Source organism: Pseudomonas sp. NFACC24-1 (assembly GCF_900115235.1).
Taxonomy (GTDB): domain Bacteria; phylum Pseudomonadota; class Gammaproteobacteria; order Pseudomonadales; family Pseudomonadaceae; genus Aquipseudomonas; species Aquipseudomonas fluorescens_AA.
Genome location: NZ_FOVS01000011.1, coordinates 128,760 through 144,950 on the forward strand (window position 1 = coordinate 128,760; position 16,191 = coordinate 144,950).

Here is a 16,191-nt window from a genome sequence, read left to right on the forward strand (position 1 = left end):
GGACTTTCACGGATTTGCCTGAGGTTTTAGCCGCCATGCCCGTCGTTCGCAGCAAGATTTGCGGGATCACCCGCGTCGAGGACGCGCTGGCGGCGGTCGAGGCCGGGGCCGATGCCATCGGGCTGGTGTTCTACGCCAAGAGTCCGCGGGCGGTGACGGTGCAGCAGGCGCGGGCGATCGTTCAGGCCTTGCCGCCGTTCGTGACACCCGTGGGGCTGTTCGTCAATGCCAGTCGTTGCGAGCTGGGCGAGATCCTCGATGCCGTGCCGCTGGGCTTGTTGCAGTTCCACGGCGACGAAACCCCGGTCGATTGCGAAGGCTGGCATCGTCCGTACATCAAGGCGTTGCGGGTCAAGGCCGGTGACGACATCGCCGTCGGTTGTGCAGCCTTTGCCGGTGCCAGCGGCATCTTGCTGGACACCTATGTGGAGGGCGTGCCCGGCGGTACCGGCGAAGCATTCGACTGGTCGCTGGTGCCACAAGACCTGGGCAAGCCGATCATCCTGGCCGGTGGCCTGACGGCGGAAAACGTCGCCGCGGCCATTCGCCAGGTTCGCCCCTACGCGGTGGATGTGAGCGGCGGGGTGGAGCAGGGCAAGGGCATCAAGGACCCGGCAAAGATTCGTGCGTTCATGGCTGCTGTTCGCAACAGCCAGTAGTCAATGTGACGGCTGGCAGACTGCCGCCGTCCATACCTGCACTGTACAAAGCAGGCAGGCACCGCCTCCGGGTGGGCCGATAGCGTAGGGGCAACCGCAGTGCAGCGGTTGCCGGGATGGCTGAGGGGATTGGGCTGCACGCAGGTCATGTTTCGCGCTGACCGTGGTGGCCGTTCGACCCTCGCCGCACAATGAATTTAGCTCAAGGGCATACGCGGGGCCGCGAACCAGAGCGTTCGGGCCGCCGGTACTGGAGAAAGAAAGCATGAGCAACTGGTTGGTAGACAAACTGATCCCTTCGATCATGCGTTCCGAGGTGAAGAAAAGCTCGGTGCCTGAAGGTCTGTGGCACAAATGTCCATCCTGCGAGGCGGTGCTGTACCGTCCCGAGCTGGAAAAGACCCTGGACGTTTGCCCCAAGTGCAACCACCACATGCGCATCGGCGCGCGTGCCCGTATCGATATATTCCTGGACGCAGAAGGCCGCGTGGAGCTGGGCGCCGACCTGGAGCCGGTGGACCGCCTGAAATTCCGCGACGGCAAGAAATACAAGGATCGCCTGACCGCTGCCCAGAAGCAGACCGGTGAAAAAGACGCCCTGGTGTCCATGAGCGGCACCTTGCTGGGCATGCCGGTGGTGGTCTCGGCCTTCGAATTCTCCTTCATGGGCGGTTCCATGGGCGCCATCGTCGGTGAGCGTTTCGTGCGCGCCGCCAACCATGCCCTGGAAAACCGTTGCCCGATGATCTGCTTCGCCGCTTCCGGCGGTGCGCGGATGCAGGAAGCCCTGATCTCCCTGATGCAGATGGCCAAGACCTCCGCGGTGCTGGCGCGTCTGCGTGAAGAAGGCATTCCGTTCATCTCGGTGCTGACCGACCCGGTCTACGGCGGTGTTTCCGCCAGCCTGGCGATGCTGGGTGACGTCATCGTCGGCGAGCCGAAAGCCCTGATCGGCTTCGCTGGCCCGCGTGTGATCGAGCAGACCGTGCGTGAAAAACTGCCGGAAGGCTTCCAGCGCAGCGAGTTCCTGCTGGAGCATGGCGCCATCGACATGATCATCCATCGCCAGGAGCTGCGTCCGCGCCTGGGCAATCTGCTGGCGCAACTGATGGGCTTGCCGACGCCGACATTCGTCGCCGCACCGGTCGAGCCGATCGTGGTCCCGCCAGTGCCTGCCGGGCTATGACCCAACGCACCCTGGGCGACTGGCTTGCCTACCTCGAGCAGTTGCATCCATCGGCCATCGACATGGGGCTGGAGCGCTCGCAAACGGTAGCGTCCCGCATGGGACTGGCCAGGCCGGCGCCCCGGGTCATCACTGTCACCGGCACCAATGGCAAGGGTTCGACCTGCGCCTTCCTGGCCTCGCTGCTGCGGGCCCAAGGGCTGAGCGTCGGTGTCTACAGCTCGCCGCACCTGCTGCGCTACAACGAGCGGGTGCAAGTGAATGGCGTCGAAGCCACTGACGCCCAGCTGTGCGAAGCCTTTGCCGCGGTGGAAGCCGGGCGAGGCGATACAACCCTCACGTATTTCGAGATGGGCACCCTGGCGGCGTTCTGGTTGTTTGCCCGTGCCGGTCTCGATGCGGTTGTGTTGGAAGTCGGCCTGGGCGGGCGGCTGGATACGGTCAACCTGGTGGATGCCGACATTGCATTGGTCACCAGCATTGGCGTGGACCATGCCGATTACCTGGGTGATACCCGCGAATCCGTGGCCTTCGAGAAGGCCGGCATTTTCCGCCAGGGCGCGCCTGCGCTGTGTGGCGATCTCAATCCTCCCCAGCCATTGCTGGACAAGGTTCGCGAACTGAGCTGCCCGTTCTTTCTGCGTGGTCGGGATTTCGACCTGGCGATGACCGAGCAGCATTGGCAATGGCGCGGCAGTGACCTGCACGGCAATCCGGTTGAGTTGCGCGACCTGCCGCTGCTGGACCTGCCGATGGAAAACGCTGCGCTGGCGCTCCAGGCCTACTTGTTGCTGGGCTTGTCCTGGGAAGCCGGGCAAATCGTCCAGGCGTTGCAGGCGACCCGTGTGGTCGGTCGCCTCGACCGCCGTCAGTTTGACTGGCAAGGCAAGCGCCTGAACCTGTTGCTGGACGTCGGCCATAACCCCCACGCGGCGCAGTACCTGGCCGAGCGCCTGGCGCGGTGGCCCGTGGCAGGGCGGCGCCTGGCAGTGTTCGGGCTGCTGGCCGACAAGGATCTGGATGGCGTTGTCGAGGCGTTGGATGATAGTGTCCAGCACTGGGCGGTAACGCCGCTGGATTCGCCGCGCTCGCGTACGGCGGCTGAGCTGCAGGAGGCCTTGCAGCGTCACGGTGCTCCAGTGCAAGCCTATGCCAGTGTGGCTGCCGCCCTGGAAGGGCAGTGCGCCCTGGCGACGGCCGATGATGAAATCGTGCTGTTCGGATCATTTTTTTGTGTTGCCGAGGCCCTTCAATGGTTGGCCCGGCGCTCCACGGAGGAAGCTGCAGATGGCATTGCTGGATAAGGCGTACAAGCAGCGCATGGTCGGGGCCCTGGTGTTGGTGGCCCTGGCGGTGATTTTCCTGCCGATGCTGTTTTCCCGCCAGGACGAGCAGCGCCAGGTCACGGTCGACGCCCCAGCCGCGCCCCAGGCGCCTTCGGTGCCGCCGGTGCAGGTCGAGCCGGTGGCCGTGCCCGAGCCCCAGGCGTTGCCTCAGGAACCGGTGCCAAGCGACGAGGAACTGGCCGAGCAACCTGCTGCGCCCTCCGCGCCGATTGCACCGGCGCCTGCCACGCCGGCTCCCGCCGCACCGAGCAAACCGGCTGTCGCCCCCGTGCCTGTTCCGGCGGCGCCGGCGATCAAGCCGGCCCCGAGCCAGCCGATCACCGCCGCTCCGGCCAAGCCGGACACGACCCAGAGTCGTGTGGATGCCAATGGCCTGTCGGTCAGTTGGTCGGTGCAACTGGCCAGCCTGACCAGTCGCGAAAGTGCCGAGAACTTGCAGAAAACCTTGCGCAGCCAGGGCTATAACGCCTACATCCGTTCCGCCGATGGCAAGAATCGAGTGTTTGTCGGTCCGCTGATCGAGCGCGCCGAGGCCGACCGCCTGCGTGACCTGCTCAGCCGCCAGCAAAACCTCAAGGGGTTCGTCGTGCGCTTCCAGCCAGAGCGTGGTTGACGGCGATTTAGCTGATTTGAATCACGCAGCTTACCGACAGCCCTGGGCTCTGCTAAAATGCGCCGCCTTATCCGTCTGTAGGCTGCACCGTGCCATTTACCTGGGTTGACTGGGCGATCGTTGCGATCGTCGCCATCTCCGCATTGATCAGTCTGAGCCGCGGCTTCGTCAAGGAAGCCCTCTCGCTGCTGACCTGGATCATCGCGGGAGTCGTAGCCTGGATGTTCGGTGGCTCGCTGTCCCAGTACCTCGCCGGATACATCGAAACTCCCTCGGCCCGCGTGATCGCGGGCTGTGCCATCTTGTTTATCGCCACCTTGCTGGTTGGCGCAATGATCAATTATCTGATCGGCGAACTGATTCGCGTCACCGGGCTTTCCGGGACGGACCGGTTCCTGGGCATGGCCTTTGGCGCGGCGCGTGGCGCGTTGCTGGTGGTCGTGGCCGTCGGGCTCTTGAGCCTCGGGCCGGTGCAGCAGGATACGTGGTGGCAGGAGTCCCGGCTCGTGCCACAATTTCTATTGGTCGCAGACTGGTCCAAAAACCTGATCCTGGGTTGGAGCAGTCAGTGGCTTGCCAGCGGTATCAGCGTACCCGCTGAAATACCGTTCAAGGAACACCTCTTGCCGACGGCCAAAACGCCGCAGTGAGTGTTGTTCAGTTCAGATCCATTAAGTAGGGGTTGCGTCGCATGTGTGGCATCGTCGGTATCGTCGGTAAGTCGAACGTCAATCAGGCGCTGTATGACGCGCTAACCGTGCTCCAGCACCGCGGCCAGGACGCTGCCGGTATCGTGACCAGCCATGACGGCCGGTTATTCCTGCGCAAGGACAACGGCCTGGTGCGTGACGTGTTCCACCAGCGTCACATGCAGCGCCTGGTCGGTCACATGGGTATCGGCCACGTGCGCTACCCGACCGCGGGCAGCTCGACGTCGGCTGAAGCCCAGCCGTTCTACGTCAACTCGCCTTACGGCATCACCCTGGCGCACAACGGCAATCTGACCAACGTCGAGCAACTGGCCAAGGAGATCTACGAATCTGACTTGCGCCACGTCAACACCAGTTCCGACTCGGAAGTGATGCTCAACGTGTTTGCCCATGAGCTGGCCCAGCGTGGCAAGTTGCAGCCTACCGAAGAAGACGTGTTCGCCGCCGTGACCGACGTGCACAACCGTTGCGTGGGTGGCTACGCGGTGGTAGCGATGATCACCGGCTACGGCATCGTCGGTTTCCGCGATCCCCACGGCATCCGCCCGATCGTGTTCGGCCAGCGTCATACCGACGAAGGCGTCGAGTACATGATCGCTTCCGAAAGCGTGTCCCTGGACGTGCTGGGCTTCACCCTGATTCGCGACCTGGCTCCGGGCGAAGCGGTCTACATCACGGAAGACGGCAAGCTGCACACCCGTCAGTGCGCGACCAATCCGTCCCTGACCCCGTGCATCTTCGAACACGTCTACCTGGCGCGTCCGGACTCGATCATCGACGGTATCTCGGTCTACAAGGCGCGCCTGCGCATGGGCGAGAAGCTCGCCGACAAGATCCTGCGCGAGCGTCCGGAACACGACATCGACGTGGTCATCCCGATCCCGGACACCAGCCGCACCGCCGCACTGGAGCTGGCGAACCACCTGGGCGTCAAGTTCCGCGAAGGCTTCGTGAAGAACCGCTACATCGGCCGGACCTTCATCATGCCGGGCCAGGCCGCACGGAAAAAATCCGTACGCCAGAAGCTCAACGCCATCGAGCTGGAATTCCGCGGCAAGAACGTGATGCTGGTGGACGACTCCATCGTTCGTGGCACCACTTGCAAGCAGATCATCCAGATGGCCCGTGAAGCCGGCGCCAAGAACGTGTATTTCTGCTCCGCGGCCCCAGCCGTGCGCTACCCGAACGTCTACGGCATCGACATGCCGAGTGCCCATGAGCTGATCGCTCATAACCGCACCACCCAAGACGTGGCCGACCTGATTGGCGCCGACTGGCTGATCTACCAGGACCTGCCGGACCTGATCGAAGCGGTGGGCGGTGGCAAGATCAAGATCGAACAGTTCGATTGCGCGGTATTCGATGGCAAGTACGTCACCGGCGATATCGACGATGCATACTTGAACAAGATCGAGAACGCGCGTAACGATGCGTCCAAGGCCAAGACCCAGGCGGTCAGTGCGATCATCGATCTGTACAACAACTGAGTACGAACCGGCCCCGAGGGGCCGGTTTGCGTTTAACCGATTAAGGAGTGGCAGCATGAGTCAGGATTGGGATGCCGGTCGGCTGGACAGCGACCTTGAAGGCGTAGCGTTCGATACCCTGGCGGTTCGCGCGGGTCAGCACCGTACACCGGAAGCCGAACATGGCGATCCGATGTTCTTTACCTCCAGTTACGTGTTTCGCACGGCCGCCGACGCTGCGGCGCGGTTTGCTGGCGAGGTCCCGGGCAACGTCTACTCGCGCTACACCAACCCGACCGTGCGGGCATTCGAGGAGCGCATCGCCGCCCTGGAAGGCGCCGAGCAAGCCGTAGCGACCGCCACCGGCATGGCCGCGATCATGGCCGTGGTGATGAGCCTGTGCAGCGCCGGCGACCATGTGCTGGTGTCGCGCAGCGTCTTCGGTTCGACCATCAGCCTGTTTGAAAAGTACTTCAAGCGTTTCGGCGTGGAAGTCGATTACGTGCCCCTGGCGGACCTGTCCGCTTGGGATGCGGCAATCAAGGCCAATACCAAGCTGCTCTTCGTCGAGTCGCCTTCCAACCCTCTGGCCGAGCTGGTGGACATCGCCGCGCTGGCGGAAATCGCCCACGCCAAGGACGCCATGCTGGTGGTCGATAACTGCTTCTGCACCCCGGCACTGCAACAACCGCTGAAGCTGGGCGCCGACGTGGTGGTGCATTCGGCGACCAAGTTCATCGATGGCCAGGGTCGTTGCATGGGCGGTGTGGTGGCTGGTCGTGGCGAGCAGATGAAGGAAGTCGTGGGCTTCCTGCGTACCGCCGGGCCGACCCTCAGCCCGTTCAATGCCTGGATCTTCCTCAAGGGCCTGGAAACCCTCGGCCTGCGCATGAAGGCCCATTGCGCCAACGCCCAGGCCCTGGCCGAGTGGCTGGAGCGGCAGGACGGTATCGAGAAAGTGCATTACGCCGGCCTCAAGAGCCATCCGCAACATGACCTGGCCTTGCGTCAGCAGCGCGGTTTCGGTGCGGTGGTGAGCTTCGAGGTCAAGGGAGGCAAGGAGGGCGCCTGGCGTTTCATCGATGCGACCCGATTGATTTCCATCACGGCCAACCTGGGTGACAGCAAAACCACCATCACCCACCCGAGCACCACGTCCCACGGGCGCCTGTCGCCTCAGGAACGCGAGTCGGCGGGTATTCGTGACAGCCTGATCCGCGTCGCGGTCGGCCTGGAAGACGTCGCGGACCTGCAAGCCGACCTGGCCCGCGGGTTGGCGGCCTTGTGATTGAGCTGGCTACGCCGCCGAGCGGTACTCATGGCCGGGTTGCACTGGTTACGGGCGCCGCGCGGGGCATCGGCCTGGGCATTGCTGCCTGGCTGATCTGTGAAGGCTGGCAGGTGGTGCTGACTGACCTGGACCGCGAGCGCGGGTCCAAGGTGGCGAAGACCTTGGGCGATCATGCCTGGTTCATCGCCATGGACGTGGCGGACGAGGCGCAGGTCGCCACCGGTATCGCCGAGGTGCTCGGGCAGTTCGGGCGGCTCGACGCGCTGGTGTGCAACGCGGCTATCGCCGATCCGCACAACATCACCCTGGAGAGCCTCGACCTGGCTTACTGGAATCGGGTCCTGGCGGTGAACCTGGGCGGGCCGATGCTGCTGGCCAAGCACTGCGCGCCGTATCTGCGCGCTCACAACGGAGCTATCGTCAACCTGGCCTCGACCCGGGCCGCGCAATCGGAGCCCGACACCGAAGCCTATGCGGCGAGCAAGGGTGGCCTGCTGGCCCTGACCCATGCCCTGGCAATCAGCTTGGGGCCGGAGATCCGGGTCAACGCCGTCAGCCCTGGCTGGATCGACGCGCGGGATCCGTCCCAGCGTCGCGCAGAGCCGTTGACGGATGCCGATCATGCCCAGCATCCTGCGGGGAGGGTCGGCACGGTAGAGGACGTGGCGGCGATGGTGGCGTGGCTGTTGTCGCGCAATGCCGGTTTTGTCACGGGGCAGGAGTTCGTGGTGGACGGTGGCATGACCAAGAAAATGATTTATGAATGAACAGCCGCTACAAGTCGCGAGCTGCAAGCTGCAAGCGATTATGTGGTGTTGGCGCTTTTGACTTGCAGCTTGAAGCTTGCGGCTCGAAGCTGTTTTTGAAAAAAATTCAACCCTGCTATTGACTTAGCTTCGGCACCTGCGTAAATTTCGCGGCCTCAACGAAGCAAAGGGTGATTAGCTCAGCTGGGAGAGCGTCTGCCTTACAAGCAGAATGTCGGCGGTTCGATCCCGTCATCACCCACCATGTTTTACGAGAGTTTTGCGAAAGCAAAACGGAAGCTGTCAAAAGCCTCCACCGACGCGCAGCGGTAGTTCAGTCGGTTAGAATACCGGCCTGTCACGCCGGGGGTCGCGGGTTCGAGTCCCGTCCGCTGCGCCATATTTCCGAAGCAGGTTCGCCTGGTTCGAGATTGAAGCCCAAGGGTTTTGATCAGACGAGTTAACTGGACGCAAGTCCATAGCGATACGCAGCGGTAGTTCAGTCGGTTAGAATACCGGCCTGTCACGCCGGGGGTCGCGGGTTCGAGTCCCGTCCGCTGCGCCATATCTGCTTCGAGGCCCACTGAACGCCTTGAAGCTACGAAGAAAGCTGTAAAGCTACTTCTAGTCGATAGCAAAGACCCTGGTCGAAAGACCGGGGTTTTTTGTTTTCGGAATAACGATCTTGGAACAAGTCCGTGGCGAGGGAGCTTGCTGTGGCGAGGGGATTTATCCCCGCAGGGCTGCGAAGCAGCCCTTGTTGTTGGCTGCTTCAGAACCCCAATTTATCCCGCAACCCATAATACCAAGCCCCCATCGCCGCAAACGGCGTGCGCAATAGCTGCCCACCAGGGAAGGGGTAGTGCGGCAGGTCCGCAAACGCATCAAAACGCTCAGCCTGGCCACGCAGCGCCTCGGCCAGGACCTTGCCCGCCAGGTGTGTGTACGTCACGCCATGGCCGCTGCAGCCCTGGGAATAATAAATGTTATCCCCCAGTCGCCCTACCTGGGGAAGACGCGAAAGTGTCAGCAGGAAATTTCCGGTCCAGGCGTAATCGATCTTCACGTCCTTGAGCTGCGGGAATGCCTTGAGCATCTTCGGCCGAATGATCGCCTCGATGTTCGCCGGATCCCTCGCGCCATAAACCACGCCGCCCCCGAAGATCAGGCGCTTGTCGCCCGTCAGCCGGTAGTAGTCGAGCAAGTAGTTGCAGTCTTCGACGCAATAATCCTGAGGCAGCAGGCTATGAGCCAACTCATCGCCCAATGGCTCGGTGGCGATCACCTGGGTACCGCAAGGCATGGACTTGGCTGCCAGCTCCGGCACCAGATTGCCCAGGTAGGCATTGCCCGCCACGATAATGAACTTGGCCCTGACCTTGCCTTGTGGCGTATGCACAACCGGGCTGGCGCCACGCTCGATACGCACCGCCGGCGATTGCTCATGAATCACCCCGCCCAGGGACTCCACGGCCGCTGCTTCGCCCAGGGCCAGGTTGAGCGGGTGAATATGCCCACCGCTCATGTCCAGCATACCGCCCACATACTCCTCGCAAGCCACCACCTCGCGAATACGCCGCTGATCCAGCAGCTCCAGCTGGGTATGACCGAAACGCTCCCATAAACGCTTCTGCGACTCCAGGTGGCCCATTTGTTTAGCGGTGAGGGCGGCGAACACACCGCCGTCCTTCAAATCACATTGAATCTGATACTTCGCCACCCGCTCACGAATGATCCGCCCACCCTCAAACGCCATATTGCCCAGCAACTGCGCCTGCTGAGGACCGACGCTGCGCTCGATCACGTCGATGTCGCGGCTATAACTGTTGACGATCTGCCCGCCGTTACGACCTGAAGCCCCAAAGCCCACCTTCGCCGCCTCAAGGACCGTGACCTTGAAACCGTTCTCCAGCAAAAACAGCGCAGAGGATAGACCGGTGTAACCAGCGCCGATCACGCAAACATCCGTCTCGACGTCATCCTGCAGGGCAGGGCGCGGAGGAACGGGGTTGGCCGACGCGGCGTAATAAGACTCTGGATACGGTGTGTTCGCCATTCTGGAACCTCTGTTTTATATTTTTTACGAATGCAGCGATCCTACCCGAGATAAAAATCGGCCGCCAGCCACCCCTTGAATCTTCGTCGTATTGGTGAAATTAAATATTTTGCATATTCATAGGGTTAGGTGAAAAAAAGGTATTGACACCCCTTTGGAATTCCGTAGAATGCCGCCTCACAGCAGGCACGTAGCTCAGTTGGTTAGAGCACCACCTTGACATGGTGGGGGTCGTTGGTTCGAGTCCAATCGCGCCTACCAAACAAAATCCGCTCTGCTGGGCGGTCTAGAAGGGGTTACCGGAAACGGTAGCCCCTTTTTGCGTTCTGCCATTTGCAAAACTTTTGCAAAACCCCCACCTCAGAACGCCAGTTCGGCGCACACCTCGATTGCTGGGTGTGTTGTCAGCCAGCGGCGCAATGATTTTTCTCATAAGTAAATTCAGTTTATTCACTTATTGGCCGATGGCTTCTTAAGGAATCAAGGAATCATCGGAATGAGAAATAATCAGCCGGTAACACAGCGTGAGATTTCACTCGCGCCTCAGCAGAAGCTCATCTCGACGACAAACGTTCGGGGGGTTATTACGTACTGCAATGATGCCTTTGTAGAGATCAGCGGTTTTGAGAGAGCCGATCTGATTGGTGCTCCGCAAAATATCGTCCGTCATCCTGACGTTCCCCCTGCCGTTTTCGCCCACATGTGGGCGGCTCTCAAGCAGGGCCGGCCATGGATGGGTATCGTTAAGAACCGCTCCAGAAATGGCGATCACTATTGGGTCAACGCCTACGTCACACCAATATTTGAAGGCAGCCAGGTGGTAGGCTTCGAATCGGTTCGAGTAAAACCGACAGCTGATCAGATACGCCGCGCGGAATCCCTCTATAAACGCATCAGTCAGGGAAAGCCGGAAACCCCTCGTCGAGACCTCTGGCTGCCCGCTCTAATGGGTTGTTTGCCGTATGTCGCCATAGGTTTGACTGGCTCCTCGTTAGGATTGTTCTTCAGCGCATCTGTGGCGATAGCCCTGACCATAGCCATAGCAGTGCCGGTGGGATTGCTCTCTTCACACTGGCAGAGCCGAGGCATTCTGCGTCTGTTGCAGATGGCTGAACCCTCTACCTCTGATTCACTCATCGCTCAGATGTATAGCGATGCGAGCGGACCACAAGCCCGTTTAGAAGCAGCCTTCGTCAGCCAGACTTCGCGCCTGAAGACTTGCCTGACTCGACTGCAAGACACCGCCGAACAACTTAGTGCGCTAGCCGAGCAATCCGACGTGCTCGCCACTGACAGCTCTAAAGGTTTGGACCGCCAGCGCCTAGAAACCGAGCAGGTCTCCGCCGCGGTCAACCAAATGGCTGCGACCACCCAGGAAGTTGCGAGCCATGTTCAAAGGACGGCCGACGCCACGCAACAAGCGAACCTCCTTACCGGTCGAGGCCGTGAAGTCGCTCGGGATACCCGTGTGGCTATTGAGCGCCTCTCTACCGTTGTAGGCGAAACAAGTTTGACAGTTGCCCAGTTGGCCAAGGACAGCAGCGAAATCAGTACGGTTGTCGATGTGATCAAAGGCATTGCCGATCAGACCAATCTGCTCGCACTCAATGCCGCGATCGAAGCAGCGCGTGCTGGCGACATGGGGCGAGGGTTCGCTGTAGTGGCTGATGAGGTTCGTCAATTAGCCCAGCGCACTGCGCAATCAACAACCCAGATTCATGACCTGATCACCAAGCTCCAGACGTCATCCAACAATGCAGTGGAGAAAATGGAAAGCGGTCACCGTCAAGCACAGGAAGGCGTTTCTTGGGTACTTGAGGCGGACAAGGCTTTACAAGGCATCAGCGAGGCCGTCTCCCACATCACCGACATGACCACACAGATTGCTGCCGCCACTGAGGAGCAAACAGCCGTCGCCGAAGAGATTAGTCGTAACATCACAACGATCGCTCACCTGGCCGACCAAACTTCTGAACAAGCAAACCAATCGGCAAATCTGAACAAGGAGTTGACCAAGACAGCGTCAACGCAATATTCGCTTGTCGAGCGCTTTAATCGCTAGCTGGCGTACTTTCGTGAGTAGCCCGTCCATGGCGGGCCTTGAGTTCAAGTGCCTGGCAGGGCGCCCCTGACGTTTGCTGCGACCACACCAAAGCTGTTTGACTCCCGGTGAGCCAACAAGCCATCATCTATTCATCCTGTCATTCCTGTGCACTGGAGTGCACAAAAAGCCCGGCCATAGTGTCGGGTTTTTTTGGATTTATCGAGTGCATAAGGACATGGTCATGCGGGTTGTCGCTTTCGTAACTTTTTTTGCTGCAGCCCTTACTGGTTGCTCTGGGATACCTTCAGTTCCATACGAAGAGCCTGCTCAATCCGAGGGATTGGCGCGTGTTCGCGTTATCACCAATTCCAGTGTGTATGGCGATAGCATCGTGGGCGGTTGCGCTCCTGCTACCCGGCATAAGATGGCTGAAGCCGGACGTTTCGGGCGGGACGGGACGGCGAACATCAACTATCCGCAGCACCCCCTGAAGTCGACGACCATTGACATGCCGAAAAGAGTTTCGCCCACTCTTACTCAGTACATTCCTGCTATTCGGATGGGCGAAGGGATGTATAAAGAGGTCGTAACCGAGTATCGCGTCAGGGCTGATTTGCCATTCCAGATTGCGACCCTGGGCGCGACCATCGGTAGCTATGGCAGCACTTACTCATCCTGCGGTGGCCAGGCGCTCGTTTACACGCTGGAACCAGGAAAAGACTACGAAGCTTTGGCAGGGGTGGGTAGCATGCCAAACAATGAAGGCGGGCAAGCGCTTCTTTGCATATTGGGGGTTTTCGAACTCGCCACTTTACCTGGCACGCCACTTGTAATTCCCAAAAAGCTGACGCCTGCTGCGCCTCCGCAGGTGGTCTGCAAGAACTAACAAGCACAGCCCGCCATTGACCGGGTTTTGCCTCTAATCAGAAGAACCGCATGACGAAACAGTCAGCAGACTCCAAAACGGCAACTGCGGCTGATATCGAGAGATCGATCCTGGCCCTCAATAAAATGGCTGAGCGTCTTTGGGGAGATGGTCGTGAAGCTGAAGCAAAAGCGCTTCTAGACGCCTTGGATGCGTTAAATCGCGCGCTCGATCGCATCAGGATCGGGGAGAGCCGCAGGGTTCTTCATTGAAACGAGTCCGCTACCTAAGATAAGGATGTCTCATGTACAAAATGGCAATGACGTTTTTGGCGGCGGTCACACTGGCTGGTTGCGCCTATCAGAAATCCCAATACGTTCTCGATGTCGAAAATGCACCCATTCCAACCGAACCGGCAGCAGTGGCCACTGAGTGCGCGCGCATTTACAGTGAAATCGACCGAAACAACCAAGCCATGGCTCGCAGCTACCAAGACGACAGCTTCACCATGAAAGCTCAGCACGAAAAGGACGCACGTAACGAGGCGCTGTCTATCAGGCGATTCAAGATTGGTTGCCCTCAGCGTTGATAGATGGGGCCTGCTGTGCTTAGGAGGTGTCGATGGGGTTGCTCGATTTCTTGTCCGCGCTTTTTGACGGGCTCGGTGAGATCCAGCCATACGAAAGGCCCCGAAGGGTTTTCACAAGAAGATTCGTTGCTTTCTGTGTGTTGGTCGCTGTGTTCGAGTTAATAGCACTGAACGAGTTCTATGGCGTTCGTGGATAAGGCTGGTGAGTGAATGGCTGCGTGCCCAGGCTGCGATAGAAGATTACGGATGACATCACTTGGCTCCAACGAGGTTTTCATCATCCGGCCGCAGATCGGCATCGGTCGTTTGCTCTTTGTCCCACTGCTTCGCCAGGCACCCTGGGGCATCACGGCAGTCTTCTGTATCAGCTTATCGACCGGGCTGTCGTTACCTGGGAGGCAATGGCCGGGTATCATCCTCGCAAGCCTTGTTGTGATGTGGTGGGTATATCGATTGGGCAGAGATATCAGCGAGCGTGCTTCACTGACTGTGGGATCGTCTGGTGTGGCTTTCCTCGGATGGTATCGGCTAACGAAACGTACACCGCTGCGAATAGTGCTCAAGCCCGACGGCCACGCTGCTGTTTTTCGCTCGTCCTACAGCAATTACATCGAGTATGAAAACGGGCGCTTGTTAATCGCTCGCCGTGTCGTTGGAAAAAAAGTCAATCAACAGAAACAGCTCGCCTGCGAACTCGCCGCGTTTCTGGGCGTATTTGCATACGTCGATGATGGCTCTGGACGACTGAAGAGGTTAGCCGGCCAACGGTGAGGTTCTCAGCGCAACCAAGCAAACGAAGCCCTGCTCAAGGCACATACCTACGCATTGCGGGCCAAGTCTTATAAGTTAGCGCCCTGTGAGTGATAACCTGCGAGCTCTTCTATGAGGATGCGGTTATGAAAAGCTGTTCGAGGACGCTCGGAGCTAATCTCGCTAACAGTATAGTGATCCCCGCCGCTTGGGTATCGGGGCTTGCGACGATAGGACTCTTGTGGGGTGTGGTACGGTTTTGGCCCGATCAGCTTACAGTCGAAGGACGTCAGCTCTTCGTCGCTTCCTGTTCTATTTTTTGCCTCGCCATAGGGTACTTGATATGGCGCAAGAGACGAGCAAAAGCACTTGTCGCATCCATCAACCTGAAAGAAGGTCTGAGCCTTGACGATACTCAACTGCTCGGCTATCCAAGCCCCCTATTTTTTGTCTTTGACCTTTCCAACAAGAAACTCGCTCAATGCCAAAGCGTCACCGGCGACTATCAAATTCGAGACTTCACGTGGGTAACAGGCTGGCAGTTTGAGTGGCTACGGATTGACAGCCGGGTGTCGGGCGGGGTTATGCAAGTAGTCGATGGGGCAGGCATGAGCGTTCCAGTCGATGAGCTTCGGCGTAGATTCATAAAATTCTCACTGGTTTTGACGGTTGCCGATACAAGTCATCCTCCCTTCCGTTTTCCAATGAACCGGAGCGCAGCTGAAGGGTGGTGTACCCGGTGCAATGTGCTTTTCAAGTGCTAACACGAAGCGAATGGGCAACGGGGAGCGCTAATGCCGTACAACTATACGAACGGCCGCTACCTGGTCTTCAAAGGCAGAGGCAGCGATGGGGCGCCCTTGGGCCGGATTCATCAGGACGGAAAAGTTCGAAATCTTCTGGGTGAGCCGCTGTATTACGTAGACATGGACGAACATGCGTTCTGTTCGGTCGATTTTATCTTTCAGGGCAATATACAAAAATGTCGCGACACGTTTTACGTGCTCAGCGACAAAACGCTTTTCACATTTTCCGAGATGAAAGTTAAGCCACTGGGAAACGAGACCGAGGAGCAGGCGCTTCACAGGGAGTTCAAAAGGAGGGCGCTTAGTTTGGCAGGGCTGATCGTCCAGGCGAAAAATGAGATGGTGCAGGCACGCTTGGATATGGCCTGGTCCAATTTAAACCCTTTGCGCCGTTTCCGTGCCTTCTTTACTGGCCGAGCCCGCAGGGAGCGAGCATCGCTAGGGTGGCGTTACAGTGGGTTGGATCATGAGTTCAAATCGAAGGCTTTCCCCATCCCCTCATCTTCACCCGCGGCAATGGTCTTGCGGGCTGCGGATGAAAGGGAGACGCGGGCAGACCACGACTATGAGACGGTCCGATTACACGTGAACTCAAATCGCGGTCTGTCCCCAGCTTTCTGGTTTCCGCCGATCGAGGTGGGTTGTATAGCGGCACTTACAGCAAGTCCTCGTCGTCGCTCACGCTGGGAAAGCATCCAATCAATTTATACCCCGCGTTTTTGCCCGGACACTCGCCAAATTGGTCGGAACTTATATGAGAAAAATAATTTTGGCATTCTCGCTGGTCACACTGGCAGCCTGCATGCCTTATCGATCGGTGACTTCGCCAGATCCAAATTGGATGCGTTGGGGTGGAGATGAGCCTGAAGGCTATCCAAGGACGTTTGTTGAGAACCTGAGCGGCAATTGCGCTCTGGTTACCGAGTCATGGTCTGATGGAAGAATCAACGGTCGTCTTCTGTGGACCAAGAAGCAGTCTCGAAAGGCCGTTACTTGTCCATAAGTACCTGTATAAGGGCTGATTTCGTGAGTGGGAAGGGGACAGATTTTTTTCTGCATTGGAC

General features: G+C 59.2%; 15 protein-coding genes and 4 tRNA genes. 18 read left to right on the plus strand and 1 reads right to left on the minus strand.

Going from position 1 to position 16,191, the window contains the following annotated elements; genetic code table 11:
• The first annotated feature begins 35 nt into the window (after window positions 1-35).
• The 11 genes from BM317_RS12675 to BM317_RS12725 all read left to right on the plus strand — a co-directional run bounded on the left by BM317_RS12675 (window position 36) and on the right by BM317_RS12725 (window position 8,582).
• Window positions 36-659 carry a phosphoribosylanthranilate isomerase gene (locus tag BM317_RS12675; protein ID WP_092166945.1) on the plus strand — a complete coding sequence of 208 codons (624 nt, stop codon included), beginning with the start codon at window positions 36-38 and terminating at the stop codon, window positions 657-659.
• 265 nt (window positions 660-924) lie between these two features.
• Window positions 925-1,845, plus strand: coding sequence for an acetyl-CoA carboxylase, carboxyltransferase subunit beta (gene accD / locus BM317_RS12680; protein ID WP_072407026.1), 921 nt, complete (start codon window positions 925-927; stop codon window positions 1,843-1,845).
• Window positions 1,842-3,149, plus strand: a complete 1,308-nt coding sequence (gene folC / locus BM317_RS12685) for a bifunctional tetrahydrofolate synthase/dihydrofolate synthase (protein ID WP_092474472.1) — start codon at window positions 1,842-1,844, stop codon at window positions 3,147-3,149. The genes accD and folC overlap by 4 nt, the downstream gene beginning before the upstream one ends.
• Window positions 3,133-3,804, plus strand: coding sequence for an SPOR domain-containing protein (locus tag BM317_RS12690; RefSeq protein WP_092166949.1), 672 nt, complete (start codon window positions 3,133-3,135; stop codon window positions 3,802-3,804). The genes folC and BM317_RS12690 overlap by 17 nt, the downstream gene beginning before the upstream one ends.
• Before the next feature lie 89 nt (window positions 3,805-3,893).
• Complete coding sequence (locus BM317_RS12695) at window positions 3,894-4,454, plus strand: CvpA family protein (RefSeq protein WP_030142022.1); 561 nt, start codon at window positions 3,894-3,896, stop codon at window positions 4,452-4,454.
• Window positions 4,455-4,495: 41 nt separating this feature from the next.
• The gene (gene purF / locus BM317_RS12700; RefSeq protein WP_053123453.1) at window positions 4,496-6,001 is read left to right on the plus strand and encodes an amidophosphoribosyltransferase; all 1,506 of its coding nucleotides are present in this window, start codon (window positions 4,496-4,498) and stop codon (window positions 5,999-6,001) included.
• A 55-nt stretch (window positions 6,002-6,056) separates the two neighbouring features.
• On the plus strand, window positions 6,057-7,268 hold the full coding sequence (locus BM317_RS12705; RefSeq protein WP_092474474.1) for an O-succinylhomoserine sulfhydrylase: 1,212 nt from the start codon (window positions 6,057-6,059) through the stop codon (window positions 7,266-7,268).
• Window positions 7,265-8,038 carry an SDR family oxidoreductase gene (locus BM317_RS12710; RefSeq protein ID WP_092166953.1) on the plus strand — a complete coding sequence of 258 codons (774 nt, stop codon included), beginning with the start codon at window positions 7,265-7,267 and terminating at the stop codon, window positions 8,036-8,038. The genes BM317_RS12705 and BM317_RS12710 overlap by 4 nt, the downstream gene beginning before the upstream one ends.
• Before the next feature lie 168 nt (window positions 8,039-8,206).
• Window positions 8,207-8,282: transfer RNA gene (locus BM317_RS12715), tRNA-Val, on the plus strand.
• Window positions 8,283-8,340: 58 nt separating this feature from the next.
• A tRNA-Asp gene (locus BM317_RS12720) sits at window positions 8,341-8,417 on the plus strand.
• A gap of 88 nt (window positions 8,418-8,505) precedes the next feature.
• Window positions 8,506-8,582 (plus strand) — tRNA-Asp (locus BM317_RS12725).
• A gap of 207 nt (window positions 8,583-8,789) precedes the next feature.
• On the opposite strand, the gene BM317_RS12730 is transcribed toward BM317_RS12725, so the two are convergent.
• Window positions 8,790-10,073: an NAD(P)/FAD-dependent oxidoreductase gene (locus BM317_RS12730; RefSeq protein ID WP_092166955.1), complete on the minus strand. Its 1,284-nt coding sequence runs from the start codon at window positions 10,071-10,073 to the stop codon at window positions 8,790-8,792.
• Window positions 10,074-10,257: 184 nt separating this feature from the next.
• On the opposite strand from BM317_RS12730, the gene BM317_RS12735 reads away from it, so the two are divergent.
• From BM317_RS12735 to BM317_RS12770, 7 genes are all read left to right on the plus strand, one after another.
• A tRNA-Val gene (locus tag BM317_RS12735) sits at window positions 10,258-10,334 on the plus strand.
• Window positions 10,335-10,569: 235 nt separating this feature from the next.
• Window positions 10,570-12,135 (plus strand): methyl-accepting chemotaxis protein, encoded by a 1,566-nt coding sequence (locus BM317_RS12740; protein ID WP_092474476.1) that lies wholly within the window; start codon window positions 10,570-10,572, stop codon window positions 12,133-12,135.
• Window positions 12,136-12,358: 223 nt separating this feature from the next.
• Window positions 12,359-13,003 (plus strand): hypothetical protein, encoded by a 645-nt coding sequence (locus BM317_RS12745; protein ID WP_092166959.1) that lies wholly within the window; start codon window positions 12,359-12,361, stop codon window positions 13,001-13,003.
• A gap of 50 nt (window positions 13,004-13,053) precedes the next feature.
• Window positions 13,054-13,254, plus strand: a complete 201-nt coding sequence (locus BM317_RS12750) for a hypothetical protein (RefSeq protein ID WP_092166961.1) — start codon at window positions 13,054-13,056, stop codon at window positions 13,252-13,254.
• A gap of 32 nt (window positions 13,255-13,286) precedes the next feature.
• Window positions 13,287-13,571, plus strand: a complete 285-nt coding sequence (locus BM317_RS12755) for a hypothetical protein (protein WP_092474478.1) — start codon at window positions 13,287-13,289, stop codon at window positions 13,569-13,571.
• Between the two features lie 246 nt (window positions 13,572-13,817).
• Window positions 13,818-14,342 carry a hypothetical protein gene (locus tag BM317_RS12760; RefSeq protein WP_092166966.1) on the plus strand — a complete coding sequence of 175 codons (525 nt, stop codon included), beginning with the start codon at window positions 13,818-13,820 and terminating at the stop codon, window positions 14,340-14,342.
• A gap of 773 nt (window positions 14,343-15,115) precedes the next feature.
• Complete coding sequence (locus BM317_RS12770; RefSeq protein WP_170866256.1) at window positions 15,116-15,988, plus strand: hypothetical protein; 873 nt, start codon at window positions 15,116-15,118, stop codon at window positions 15,986-15,988.
• The last annotated feature ends 203 nt before the right edge of the window (window positions 15,989-16,191 follow it).

What these genes read in the sequence shown, in the direction of transcription:
- BM317_RS12690 (WP_092166949.1), top strand. Translation starts at nt 3,133, where the DNA reads ATGGCATTGCTGGATAAGGCGTACAAGCAGCGCATGGTCGGGGCCCTG.
- accD (WP_072407026.1), top strand. Translation starts at nt 925, where the DNA reads ATGAGCAACTGGTTGGTAGACAAACTGATCCCTTCGATCATGCGTTCC.
- BM317_RS12740 (WP_092474476.1), top strand. Translation starts at nt 10,570, where the DNA reads ATGAGAAATAATCAGCCGGTAACACAGCGTGAGATTTCACTCGCGCCT.
- folC (WP_092474472.1), top strand. Translation starts at nt 1,842, where the DNA reads ATGACCCAACGCACCCTGGGCGACTGGCTTGCCTACCTCGAGCAGTTG.
- BM317_RS12705 (WP_092474474.1), top strand. Translation starts at nt 6,057, where the DNA reads ATGAGTCAGGATTGGGATGCCGGTCGGCTGGACAGCGACCTTGAAGGC.
- BM317_RS12745 (WP_092166959.1), top strand. Translation starts at nt 12,359, where the DNA reads ATGCGGGTTGTCGCTTTCGTAACTTTTTTTGCTGCAGCCCTTACTGGT.
- BM317_RS12755 (WP_092474478.1), top strand. Translation starts at nt 13,287, where the DNA reads ATGTACAAAATGGCAATGACGTTTTTGGCGGCGGTCACACTGGCTGGT.
- BM317_RS12760 (WP_092166966.1), top strand. Translation starts at nt 13,818, where the DNA reads ATGACATCACTTGGCTCCAACGAGGTTTTCATCATCCGGCCGCAGATC.
- BM317_RS12730 (WP_092166955.1), bottom strand. Translation starts at nt 10,073, where the DNA reads ATGGCGAACACACCGTATCCAGAGTCTTATTACGCCGCGTCGGCCAAC.
- BM317_RS12770 (WP_170866256.1), top strand. Translation starts at nt 15,116, where the DNA reads ATGCCGTACAACTATACGAACGGCCGCTACCTGGTCTTCAAAGGCAGA.
- purF (WP_053123453.1), top strand. Translation starts at nt 4,496, where the DNA reads ATGTGTGGCATCGTCGGTATCGTCGGTAAGTCGAACGTCAATCAGGCG.
- BM317_RS12750 (WP_092166961.1), top strand. Translation starts at nt 13,054, where the DNA reads ATGACGAAACAGTCAGCAGACTCCAAAACGGCAACTGCGGCTGATATC.
- BM317_RS12675 (WP_092166945.1), top strand. Translation starts at nt 36, where the DNA reads ATGCCCGTCGTTCGCAGCAAGATTTGCGGGATCACCCGCGTCGAGGAC.